We start from the raw sequence: 12269 nt of genomic DNA on the forward strand, positions 1-12269 counted from the left end.
ACGAAGCTTTCCTACTACCCACCTACCTGGCGCTCAAGCACACTCGGATCCGTCGAATGACCTTCAGCACACGCCGCCAAAGATTCTAAAAAAACCTTGAACAACATGTATCGGAAAGCACCAAAATAGCCAATTTGAGCATTTATGAAAGTCTTTAGCTTGATTTGGGGGCGATCGGCTCCATAGAAAGCACTTAGGGTTAAATCACAGTCGAGAGACACCGCGAAAGTCTCGCCAGTCGTCACGGTCTGCCAATCGCAGCCACCCAAAAAGTCATCTGGATCAACCTCCAGTGCCGTTCTCTACCTCCGCTGCTTCAGTTCGCTATCGCGCAAACCCGCCCGACACGCCTTGGCTTTGATCGCGACACCAGGATCGGAAAACGACTTTGTGTAAAGTTTCCAATCACTCCAGTCCGTGCCACTGCCGGTATTTTCCTTGAACTGGTAAAGCACCGACGCGCCCTGTGTCGCTGACGTGATGGAGACATTGCCGTCCGTCACGGCGATTTCGGGAGGCTCCACGCGGGGAGTTTTGCCGCCCGGTTTCATTTCCTCCATCATCACCGCTTCGGGAATCAATCCCGTGTCACTAATTTCTTCCTGCCATTGCTCCATGGCTTCACGCATCCGCTGGAGCCGCTCCTGATACTGCGGCAGGGCAGCCAAATTGTTCAATTCCCACGGATCTTTTTCAGTGTCGTAGAGCTCCTCGATTGGTTTCGTAGCAGCAAACCAATTCTTTTGCCCGCCGATGAGCTTGCCCTCGGCATTGAGCCGTCGCCAATCCTGCATCGTTGGCATCGCGTCCATGTAGTCCAGACGCTGAGCATACGTCTTCTCTGGCTCAAAGTTGCGGATGTATTTCCAACGACGATCACGCGACGCGCGTTGTAGTTCGTAGACTTCATCCATCCTGTCGCGGTGAAAGAACAAATACGATGGCTCGGGTTCTTTGGCTTCACCAATCACGACTCGACCGTGCATGTACTTTGGAACTTCGACACCCGCGACGGACAACATTGTGGGCGTTAGGTCCATTGTGCTCACCAGATCCTGTCGCACGCTGTTGGCGTCCAATTTGTCAGGCCAGCGCATGATGACGGGAACCAATGTGCCCGTGTCGTAGATCCATCGTTTGCCGCGTGGAAGCCCCATGCCATGGTCGCTCCAGAACACGACCAAGGTGTCATCCGCCAAACCATCTTCTTCCAGTCGCTTTAAAACGTCACCAGCCATCTGGTCCATCAACGTGATGTTGTCGTGGTACCAGGCCCAGTCTTTTCGAGCGGCAGGTGTGTCCGGAAAATAGGCCGGCAGCGTGTCGGCGCATTGATCGGGATCATGCTTGTTTTCCTTGCCAATCAAGTCGATGACTTCGGCATGCCGTTTTTCACCATGGCGTACTTGGCTTTCATGCGAAACGGTAAAGTTGACAACGGAAAAGAACGGCTGCTTCGGATCGCTACGCTCGCGCCAATCTTTGTGCTTATTGCCGTTGCGATCCCACATCGCGTCATTCGATTCGAACTGATAGTCGGTCTTGCTGCGGTTGGTACAGAAGTATCCGGCGGCACGCAAGATTTCCGAAAACGCTTTGACGTTTGGCGGGGGAATGATGCGGTTTCGCATGTGCTGCGAACCGATCGACGGCGGGTACATTCCGGTGATGACACCGCTTCGCACAACCGCACAAACTCCAGCCGGCGTAAACGCGCGGTCAAAACGCACGCCTTCTTTGGCCAGCGCATCGAGGTGAGGGGTGATCGCGTGCGCGTCCCCATAGCAGCTCAGGTTGGGCGAAATGTCTTCGCAGCTGAGCCATAGGATATTAGGCCGGTCATCGGCCCAGCTGTCAGACATGGCCAGCGGGAGACAAGCGGCCAAGATGCACAACGTTGCAAAGTGTCGAAACATGGAAAAACTGTGGTTGGGTGTGTCGTCAGAAAACCAATATCGATCGAACTGCGTCCGTCGAAGCCAAACGTCATTCGCCGCGAACTTTTCTTAACGCGTTCATTGCAGCACCGCCAACGTGATAGTCGCCGTTACGTTTTGCCGGGTCATTGGCAGCATGGACTTTTTTCAGCGGTTCGATGGCCGACTCGGCGTCAGCGCCCAACATGCCGATCAACTCCGCCGCGCTGCATGCCGTGCCGCGATCTGGGTACGACAGTGCATCGATCAAAATAGGCAAACGCTGGTCCATTTGTCCCGCACAGCAAAGGGCATAGGATCCTGCCATTCGCAGCGCCAGCGAATCTTTGTTTTCGGCTAGCTTGGTCAGTGGTTCGACGGCTGCCTGGAGCGGATCGCCGCCAATGCGCCCCAACTGAACCGCTGCGATGTAAGCAACGGCACGATCGTCATGCGCGAGAGCCGATAGCAAAACCTGGCCAGCGTCTTTGCCAAACGCCCCGAGCGACTTGACGGCCCTGAGTCGGACGACGCGATTTTCATCGCCCAGCAATTCTTGGTATTGATCGATCGTACGCCCGGCCACTTTCTGGTCGTCTCCCGCGGCCGAATCCGTGGAGACGTTCGACGCGGATGCATCCACGGCTTCTTGTGCCACCGTGACCGCCAATGGGCAGATCAACATCCCCGCAGCAACCAGAAATGCCGAAGAAACAGAAAGGGTCAAGTTCAGTCGCATGGTGTTTTTTAGGGGGTCGAATTTTTTCTAGCCGCGATAGCAACAAACCGGGCCGCAGCAGTCGAACAAGTCCAAGAAACGAATCGCTGCTCGAGGCATCCGATCGCTGGAAAGACGACGACGACTATCGGATTCCAATTTCAAAAGCTCTAATGTAACCGATAACGAATGCCGTTTGCTTCGTCGCAAACGCATTTCATTCCTTTCCGTAACCCGGTTTTCAACGAGGCAAGCCGCTATGTCGATGGCTCCCAACAATCCATTCGAAAGCAATCAGCCTGGCTCCTCCAACGGTGGACCCGTGCAGCCCAAAAAAACCAACACCTGGCTGTGGGTGTTCGGCATCATCGGCGGTCTGGGACTGCTTGCGGTAATGGTCTGCTGCGGTGTGGGATACTACGGATACAGTAAGGGCACCCAGATGGTCGCCGACGAAATGAAAGGCCAACTGGCCGGGAATGCCGTCATCGAAGAAAACATCGGCGAAATCAATTCCATGTCGATGAACTTGTCAGCCGTGATCGAAGAAGCCAAAAAGCAACAAGAAGCTGGCAACGACGGGGCGCCGCCATCCATGGTCTTTGACATCGAAGGCTCCAAGGGCTCCGGCCGCATCTTGATGAAAAACGAACCCGGCGGACAACCCAATGAGGTCGAACTGGTGATGGCCGATGGATCGCGTCATACCATCCCACTTGAATCACCTTTGTTTCAGGCTGAGCCGGAAGAATTCGACGACATGGACATCGATCTCGGTGAACCTGCTGAGACTCTTGAACCGGCAACCGTTCAGTAAGCCGGTTTGCATTGCTGTCGTTTGACTCGACCGCTCTCATTCTTTACCCATAAAAACACTTTTGAATTTTTGAGGACATCATGAAAGTAGCTACCTTCGATACCGACAAGGGCATCATCAAGCTAGAACTTTTCGACGACAAAACACCCAAGACGGTCGAGAACTTTGAAACGCTTTGCAGCAAAAACTACTACGACGGCTTGAAGTTTCACCGCGTCATCGCGGACTTCATGATCCAAGGCGGTTGTCCGCAAGGCACCGGCACCGGCGGCCCCGGATACAAATTCGAAGATGAATTTCATCCCGAGCTCAAGCATGACGGACCTGGCGTATTGTCGATGGCCAACGCGGGCCCCAATACGAACGGCTCGCAGTTCTTCATCACTCACACAGCCACGCCGCACCTGAACGGCAAGCACAGTGTGTTTGGCAAAGTCATCGAAGGCCAAGATGTTGTTGACGCCATCGAAATGGGCGACATCATGAAAACGGTTACCGTGACCGAAGAGTAAAATCGGTGCGTTGCCAATTTGAACGGCCACTTCAACGTCACGCATGAGCTTTTGCTCATCGCGACGGATCGTTGAAGAACGCGTTTGAATCTCGTGCGATGCTTGAATCAAAAAATCGTGGAGTACCGATGACGTGCGCGCGCGGAAATTTATCTCTCCGTTTGGAATAGCTCTAGCGGTCGCGATTGCTTGGCAGGTTGACCAACCGCAGCATGTCATCGCACAGGATATTCTGCCGGGCGAAACCGAAGCGCCGCCCAACGACGCCGATGGTCAAGTCGAAGTCGCGGCCAAGGTCGAAGTATCCCCGGCGACCAGCGATGGACCGATTGCGGCCCGGTTGTACGACATCATGTTCGCGACCGGTTGGTTTCAAAACCACGACGTCGATGTCGACGAAGGTGTCGTGTTTCTCAGCGGAAACACGAACCTAATCGCCCACAGCGAGTGGGCCGAACAGACCGCCATGCGCACCAAAGACGTCGTGGCAGTGGTCAATCGTATCGAAATCAATCCCAAACCTCTGTGGGATCTCTCGCCTGCCCAAGCGTCATTGAAATCAATGCTGCGAAATTTCGTCGCTTCGGTTCCGCTAATTGCGGTCGCGCTGGCGGTGATTGCTCTGTTTTATCTCTTCGCAAAAATAGCGGCGACGATCACACGGCGGATCTTCAATCCCGAAAGCGACAGCAAATTGCTGCGGCAGGTCGTGGCGACGGTCGTCGGTGTGGTTGTCTTTTTGATTGGACTTCACATCGCCCTAAGGATTTCCGGGCTCACGCGGCTCGCGACCACGCTATTGGGCGGAACAGGATTGATCGGATTGGCGATCGGCTTCGCTTTTCGCGACATCGCAGAGAACTTTCTCTCCAGCATCCTGCTCAGCCTGAATCATCCGTTCCGTGTCGGTGACTTAATCGAGGTCGATGGGACGACAGGTTACGTTCGCAGAGTGACCACGCGAGCAACCATCTTGGCAACGTTTGAAGGCAACCAAGTTCAGATCCCCAACAGCACGATCTACAAAGGCAAGATTACTAACTTCACGGCATCCCCCCTGCGTCGCCGTGACTTTGCCGTGGGCATCGGCTTCGATGATTCAGCTCAGCAGGCGCAAACTCTGATCATGGAAGTATTGCAAAATCACGAAGCGGTCGAAAAGGATCCGGAACCGACGGTATTGGTCGAATCTCTTGGCTCAGCGACAGTGAACTTGAAGTGCTTTTACTGGTTCAATCAAAAGAAGAATTCAGGCGGCAAAGTAAATAGCGTTCTGATCCGTCGCGTAAAACAGACGCTCAATGACAACGGCATTTCGATGCCTGACGAAGCTCGGGAATTGGTGTTTCCCGCGGATGTTCCGGTACGCATGATCGAACCGGATTCTCACACTACCGATGTCGCAACCATCACCAAGGTCAAAGCGTCCGAGCCTGAACTCTCCAGCGGCGAAGGCGACCTCGCCAGCGAAGAACAAGATGTGCAGACGGCCGTTTCGGCTGAAGAAACCGAAGAAGGCGAAAACATTTTGGAAGATTAAGCGATTACATTGATCCCGTTCAGCGTGCAATTCTGAGCGTCCTGAGTTCAGCAAGCTTTGTTCGTCGTTTAATGTGCCTCGCCCAGTTTCAGTCTTCCAGCGGAGAGCGATCCCCAAACGATATGCCGGCCAACATAAAAGAACTGTTCGGGACCTGGTTCATCGGTGTTGTTGTCGGCACAGTCATCATCGCCGTCACATCGCCGCTATTTCTACGTAGCTATGCTCCACTAACCGTCGACTCTGTGCGCCAGGTCTACACGCTATCGCAAACGCCCCGCTATCGATGGCGCAGCGAAGGCTACGCGGATTCCGTAATTGGTCCGCTAGGCATGCCTGGCCGAAGCGATTTGCCAGCTACCAAGACGGATACTCTCCGCGTTGCGTTATGGGGAGATTCGCAAACTGAAGGAGTCGCGGTTTCCGACGCAGACAAAATCTACGCGCAATGCGAACGACAGAGCGTGGAGCGATTCACAGGGGACGAGTTCAAGCAAATGGTCGTGCTTCCGTTTGCACGCAGCGGCGAAGACGCTCATGACTGGGTGCCGCAAATGTCGCGCATCGATGAACATCTCACTGTCGATGTGCACGTGTTTTTTATTGCAGAACTGGTCGACCTAGCCGCTGCAAATCAGTCACGAAGTAACGTGCAAGCAAACAACACCAAGTTTGCGTATTCAAATTATGCCCCCGCTTTTGTGATTCAAGCAGCACGAAACCTTTTCACTACGGGAGATGGTGCTCAACCGCGTCGACTTCGATTTTCGCTTGGCCCTACCCAAACGGTCTCCGCACCGCCGCCGCGAAAAGAGTTGACGCATGACCAAATCACCAAGGTCGATTGGCAAACGTCGATACACGCGATAACCGGCGGAACCACCAAACCGGTCGTCATTGTCTACGGCCCGGTCGTACCATCAATCGTGTCGGGAACAGTCGTCGCGATTGACGAACACGCAAACGAATTCGAGCGGATTAAACAAGCCGCTTTTTCCAACGGAGTCGTCGTCGTTGACGTTCGCGACGACTTATTGGACGCCGCCGGTCGCGGCAACTGGCCCCACGGATTTCATAACGGACAGTTTGGCAGCGGACACCTGAACAAAATCGGAAATGAAATCGTTGCTCGCGGTATTCTCCGGGGCGTCAAACAAGTGATGCGACGCACTGACCAAGGCTCCAACTAAGCATGTTGTTTACGCAGTTGGAATTTCCGATCTTCTTTGCGATCATCTTGATCGCAGCTTGGTTGTCACGCGGACGTACGCTCCGAAACACGCTGTTGCTGGTCGCCAGCTATTACTTTTACGCGCATTGGGATTACCGATTTTGCGTGTTGCTGATGCTGTCGACGGCTGTCGACTTTGTGGTTGCAAAACAAATCCATCGCAGCGAAAACGAAGTGTTCCGTCGGCGCATGTTGCTGATCAGCTTGGTCATCAACCTTGGGATGCTCGGTTACTTCAAGTACTGCGATTTTTTCATTGCATCGGCTCGGCCGCTATTGCAAGCGTGCGGTCTCAGCGGTGAAACGCTCGGCATCATCTTGCCGGTCGGAATCTCGTTTTTCACCTTCCAAACGCTCAGCTACACCATCGATGTGTACCGCCGCAAATTGGCGCCAACGAATAGCTTGCTGGACTTTGCATTGTTCGTGGCGTTCTTTCCGCAGTTGGTGGCAGGCCCAATCGTACGGGCCCGAGAATTGCTACCGCAGCTGGCCGCGGTCCCAAAGTTTTCGCGTCGACGAATGTACGGGGGAGCTCAGCAAATGCTTCGTGGCGCTGCCAAAAAAATCTTGATCGCCGATCGATTGGGTGAAATGGTCGATGTCGTTTTTGCTGGACCGGAACTGTATAGCGGCTTGACCATCTGGATCGCCGTGATCGCCTACGCCGGCCAGATCTACTACGACTTTGCTGGGTACAGCGATATCGCGATCGGTGCCGCCAAGATGCTGGGCTATCGGTTTCCGGCAAATTTTCGGCACCCGTATCTGGCGACTTCAATGGGCGATTTTTGGCACCGCTGGCACATGACGCTTTCGCGTTGGCTCCGTGACTATGTTTACGTTTCACTGGGTGGAAATCGAAACGGTCACTGGCAAACGTATCGCAACTTGCTACTAACGATGACGCTTGGTGGACTGTGGCACGGCGCGGCGTGGACGTTTTTGCTGTGGGGCCTTTGGCATGGCATTTCGTTGGCAATAGAAAAAGCCGGAGCGACGACGAAACGAATGCCACGTTTGCTTGGCTGGGTGATGACGATGTTCATTGTTCTGGTCGGATGGATCCTGTTTCGATGTGCAGGAGATCTTCCCCAAGCGACTGCGATGATTCAGCAGATGGCCACGTTCAGCAAAGGCATCGCTTGGTATCCGCCGCTCGCTATAGGAGCGATCGCCGTCATGGTGCTGGAACACTTGGCTTGGCGGACACCGCTGCGCAAAGCCATGCGACTGCCGTCCGATCGCTGGTATTCGCCGATCGCCACGACGATCCTGTTGTGGGCTCTCGTGATTTATGCTCCGCAGCAGTTCAGCCCATTCGTCTATTTTCAGTTTTAGTTCTGTACCAAAGACGCTTCTTGCCAATCGATCGTAAAGCACTTCCGGTGCGCGACGCAAAATGTTTGCTCCAATCAGCGTGACGGCGATCACATCACGACGCCTTTCTGATTTGGCTCCAATCGATTTGATGCTGTGTTGTGGTCACACGATAGAACGCCTGTCCCAAGGCGAGCATCACGCCCAGAGCAATGGCGGCGGCAATCACAAACATGATCATGATTTGATACTTCACCGCTTGGATTGGTGGCGCCCCCGCCAGTAACTGTCCCGTCATCATGCCGGGAATGCTAACGATTCCCGCGACGGACATTGTGTTCAGGATCGGGATCATCGCCGTTCGTGCCGACGCGACAAAAACTTCGCGGCAGGCTTCCCACCGGGTCGCTCCCAGCGTCAAACGCATTTCCACTTCATCACGGCGGCTTTGCAAATCAGACAAGAATCGGTCCATGCCCAGCGAGATTCCCGTCAGTGAATTTCCCAGCACCATTCCCAGCAGTGGAATCAACACATGCGGACTATGCCAAGGCTGTGGTCGCACAATTAGCAAAACCGTCACCGCGGTCACCAGCCAGCTACTAACCCAGACCGCGAAGATTGCCGACGGATAAATACGGTCATAGCGATGGTCGATCCGACGCACCGCTGAGTAGCCGGCAATCACTGTCATGGCGCCGGCAAGTAATAGCACTGGCAGAGCATTTGCCAATGCAAAAATCTGGTGCAGCACCAAGCCAAGTAAAAATAACTGCACCGTCATGCGAAGGGCTGCCCAGACAATCCGCTTCTCTAACCCCAGCTTCAAACGCCAAGAGATCACAGCGTTGACCAAGATCAGTGTCGCGGCCACACCAACGGACCACCACGAAAGTGCGATCGTTGCATTGGCCTGAGCGAAGAGAGCGAACATCACAAAACTGCAGAGGAGAAATTTAAAAGAACGCCATGGATCGTTCGTCGTTCCAGGGCGCTGGACTACGTGGTTACCGAAGGCTGGGATACTTTGCCATTGGCAATGATCACTCGGCGGCCAGTGACTCTTTCAAGCTGTGCCGAATCATGACTGGTCCAAACAAACGCTCTCTCAGTTGCACCGGCCATCCAATGGCCGACCAACTGTTCAAACTGTTGCACCGCTTCGGCATCCAACGAAGCCGTCGGTTCATCGAGCAGCAAGACGGCGGGGTCCAACTGAATCGCTCGCAGCAACGCGACAATCTGCTGCTCCCCCCCACTAAGCGTCGCGACGTCCTGATCTAATATCGACGCAGGTTTTCCCAACCCTTCAAACCAATCAGTCAAACGCGATTCATCGAAAGTCGTCTTGCAGGCCGTCAGAGTAAACGGGAGTTGCAAATTTTGTCGAACCGTTCCTGCCATCATCGCAGGTCGTTGATGCAAGTAGATCACGCGGCGACGATACTGGGGCATATCGCATACAGGGTCGCCTTGAAAAACCAACTTGCCACTGGACACCGGATCCAGTGCCGCTATCGCCCGCATCAACGTCGTCTTCCCACTGCCGCTGGCCCCAGCAAGCCCGATGCGATCACCCGATTGAACGGTCAAATTCAATTGATCCAATAACGCTTGATCCGTTCCCGGAATCAACCGCGTCAACTCGCAAATTTCGATCAATCGGTCTGGCATTTAGCTGCGCGGTTTCAATCCGTTGTGTGTTGCTTTGGCTGTCGTGGGGTCTTCAGGCCAATAGTGTTTGGAGTAACGACGTCGCAAGTCTTTGCGAACTTGTGCGTAGGTTTCCTTCCAGAAATTCGCCAAATCATCGGTAATCTGCTGCGGTCGCCGATTGGGCCCCAACAAATGTAGTTGTACCGGCACGCGTCCACCAGCGATGCGCGGCGTATCCGGCCAACCGAACAGTTCTTGAATTCGTGCCGCCAAGACAGGTGGCTTTCCGTCGGCGTACTCAATGCGCGCAAGATTGCCACTGGGCAGTGTCAATGAATCCGGTGCCAACCGATCGATCTGCTGAAGCTGTTCGTAGCTGTATCTGCCACGCAAATGGTCATTCCATGGTGCACGTTTCAGTTCGGCGACCGAAGTGCGTGACTGACACAGTTCGTACAAGATTTCTTGAATCCCCTGATCACTCAGGTCTGGCAGATCCGCATCGGTGACATGCTGGCAGATGAATCGCACGCGTGCAATGAAGTTCTGAATCGCTTGATCCGTGTCAGGGAACAAGCGACCTACATCATGGTGCGTCGCATCGTAAAGCAGATTCGCGACCTCTTCGCTTGGCCGACACTCGATGGGTGATTCAGCCAACAGCAGATCAACGAAATAACGCCTTCGCCGCGCAACGACTGCCTTGGATGTCGCACTATAGAATGGTTCGTCCATTTCGCGAATCATGCGACCGGGGAGCCACTTTTCGTCAACCGCTGACGCTGCGCGGACCAGTGCCTCCGTGCCTTTGGCGTCCACATCAATGCACAAAAACAACTCACTGGATTTCACCAACGATCTGCGATCCAATTTGACGCCGCGACCGCCCACCATCACGCCGTAGACAGCTTTCGAGTTTGATTTGGAATCAGGAGTGCGCTGCCGCGCCTTGGCAAGTCGATCGGGGTACGCCGCCAGCAATGACTGCATCAAGGATTCGTTGGCAGAGATCTTCTTATCCGTTGTCGTTGCGCTGATCTTCGACACGGTTCGCAAAAGTTGTTTGGCGACTCGTTGAACTTGTTTTGCAGATCCCACGTCGATGTTTTGAAAATTGCCCTCCGCAAATGCCTCCATTCTTTCCACGCGATCCACGACGTCGCTTGCGGTATGCACCTTGGCTTGTTCGCTGGAACCGAAACCGCGAAACGGGTCGCGTTCGGTCAGCAATGCCGCCGCCAACGATGCTTTCGCCGCAACGCCACGGTGTGCCGCCGCGACCATAAAGCGAGCGAGACGCGGGTGCAGCGGCAACGACAACATGCTGGTGCCGACATCGGTTAACCCACCCGCGGCATCGATCGCGTCGATGCTCTTGAGTAGTGCGTTGGCCGACTGAACGGAATCTTGACGGGGCGGTGTCAACCAATCAAACGCGGCGGGATCGCGTTCACCCCAGGCAGCCAAGGTCAGCATGGCGGACGAAAAATCGTTGCGACTGATTTCCGGAGTATCGACTTCGCGGCGTGAACGATGTGTATTGGCCGGCCAAAGCCGAAGGCAAACACCAGACTCGGTACGTCCCGCACGACCAGCACGTTGGTCCGCAGATGCTTGCGAGATGGGTTCAACACGAAGTGCCGACATTCCCACCGCTGGATCAAAACGCAGCACCCGAGACTGTCCGCTATCGATCACGCCCGTCACGCCCGGAATGGTGATCGACGTTTCGGCCACGTTGGTTGCCAAAATGATTTTGCGAACAGCACTCTCGGCTAACACATGGTCCTGGTCTTTGGGTGACAAATCACCGTACAGCGGCAGCACGTGCGCATCGCGGTCGAGCCCTCGTTCGGCGATCGCCGCCTGTGTCCGACGAATCTCACCGACGCCTGGCAAGAACACCAACACGTGCCCGGATGTTGAACCAAGCATTTGGGGCAATGCGTCGGCGACTTGTCGATCGATCCAGTCGCGAGAAAGACTGGGCGCGTACCGGATGTCGACCGGATAGGATCGACCTTCGCTGGTAACCGCAAGAGCATCGCCCAGAAAATCGACAATCGGCGCGGGCTCCAGCGTCGCAGACATGACGACTAACTTGAGCTCGGGACGCAACGATTGCCGGATGCGATGAATCATGCCCAAAGCAAGGTCCATCTCCAGACTACGTTCGTGAAATTCATCCAAAATCACGCAAGCGACATCATCCAGTAGCGGATCGGAGCTCAGACGACGAAGCAAAATGCCGGTCGTCATTGCGATCACTTTTGTCGACGCGGCGGCTTTGCGATCAAAGCGAACGTGATAGCCCACTTCTTCGCCAAGTTTCGCACCGACCACCTTCGCGATCCGACTGGCTGCCGTTCTAGCGGCAAGTCGACGGGGTTGCACCAGGATGATCTGGCCCGAATCTGCGACACCCGCGTTTAAGAGCGCCGGGGGAACACCGGTCGTTTTGCCCGCACCAGGAGGAGCTTTTAGCACGACCGGTGTGTCGGCAACAATCGCCGAAACGATTTCGTCCAGGCAGTCTTCAACCGGAAGTTTCATCAGTAT

The 12269-nt window shown here is 54.6% G+C and carries 10 protein-coding genes; 5 read left to right on the forward strand and 5 right to left on the reverse strand.

The window, feature by feature from the left end; all coding sequences use genetic code 11:
* Positions 1–302: 302 nt before the first annotated feature.
* Together K239x_RS27875 and K239x_RS27880 are read right to left on the reverse strand one after the other, a co-directional pair.
* Entirely contained in the window at positions 303–1916 is a 1614-nt protein-coding gene (locus K239x_RS27875; protein WP_145421804.1) for a sulfatase family protein, read from the reverse strand.
* A gap of 70 nt (positions 1917–1986) precedes the next feature.
* Positions 1987–2655 (reverse strand): HEAT repeat domain-containing protein, encoded by a 669-nt coding sequence (locus K239x_RS27880; protein WP_145421807.1) that lies wholly within the window; start codon positions 2653–2655, stop codon positions 1987–1989.
* A 238-nt stretch (positions 2656–2893) separates the two neighbouring features.
* On the opposite strand from K239x_RS27880, the gene K239x_RS27885 reads away from it, so the two are divergent.
* The 5 genes from K239x_RS27885 (at position 2894) to K239x_RS27905 (ending at position 8075) form a co-directional block, all read left to right on the forward strand.
* On the forward strand, positions 2894–3451 hold the full coding sequence (locus tag K239x_RS27885; protein WP_145421810.1) for a hypothetical protein: 558 nt from the start codon (positions 2894–2896) through the stop codon (positions 3449–3451).
* Positions 3452–3531: 80 nt separating this feature from the next.
* A complete protein-coding gene (locus tag K239x_RS27890) occupies positions 3532–3963 on the forward strand; it encodes a peptidylprolyl isomerase (RefSeq protein WP_145421813.1) in 432 nt (143 codons plus the stop codon).
* A 133-nt stretch (positions 3964–4096) separates the two neighbouring features.
* On the forward strand, positions 4097–5503 hold the full coding sequence (locus tag K239x_RS27895; RefSeq protein ID WP_145421816.1) for a mechanosensitive ion channel family protein: 1407 nt from the start codon (positions 4097–4099) through the stop codon (positions 5501–5503).
* Positions 5504–5625: 122 nt separating this feature from the next.
* Positions 5626–6693 carry a hypothetical protein gene (locus tag K239x_RS27900; RefSeq protein ID WP_145421819.1) on the forward strand — a complete coding sequence of 356 codons (1068 nt, stop codon included), beginning with the start codon at positions 5626–5628 and terminating at the stop codon, positions 6691–6693.
* Between the two features lie 2 nt (positions 6694–6695).
* Positions 6696–8075, forward strand: a complete 1380-nt coding sequence (locus tag K239x_RS27905) for an MBOAT family O-acyltransferase (RefSeq protein WP_145421822.1) — start codon at positions 6696–6698, stop codon at positions 8073–8075.
* Between the two features lie 94 nt (positions 8076–8169).
* Here the strand turns inward: K239x_RS27905 and K239x_RS27910 are convergent, their stop codons facing one another.
* The 3 genes from K239x_RS27910 to hrpB all read right to left on the reverse strand — a co-directional run bounded on the left by K239x_RS27910 (position 8170) and on the right by hrpB (position 12263).
* On the reverse strand, positions 8170–8988 hold the full coding sequence (locus tag K239x_RS27910) for an ABC transporter permease (RefSeq protein WP_145421825.1): 819 nt from the start codon (positions 8986–8988) through the stop codon (positions 8170–8172).
* A 65-nt stretch (positions 8989–9053) separates the two neighbouring features.
* Complete coding sequence (locus K239x_RS27915) at positions 9054–9728, reverse strand: ABC transporter ATP-binding protein (RefSeq protein WP_145421828.1); 675 nt, start codon at positions 9726–9728, stop codon at positions 9054–9056.
* Positions 9729–12263, reverse strand: a complete 2535-nt coding sequence (gene hrpB / locus K239x_RS27920; RefSeq protein WP_145421831.1) for an ATP-dependent helicase HrpB — start codon at positions 12261–12263, stop codon at positions 9729–9731. It abuts the gene before it with no gap.
* Positions 12264–12269: the final 6 nt, after the last annotated feature.

This window comes from Stieleria marina (genome assembly GCA_007741555.1).
Lineage (GTDB): Bacteria > Planctomycetota > Planctomycetia > Pirellulales > Pirellulaceae > K23-9.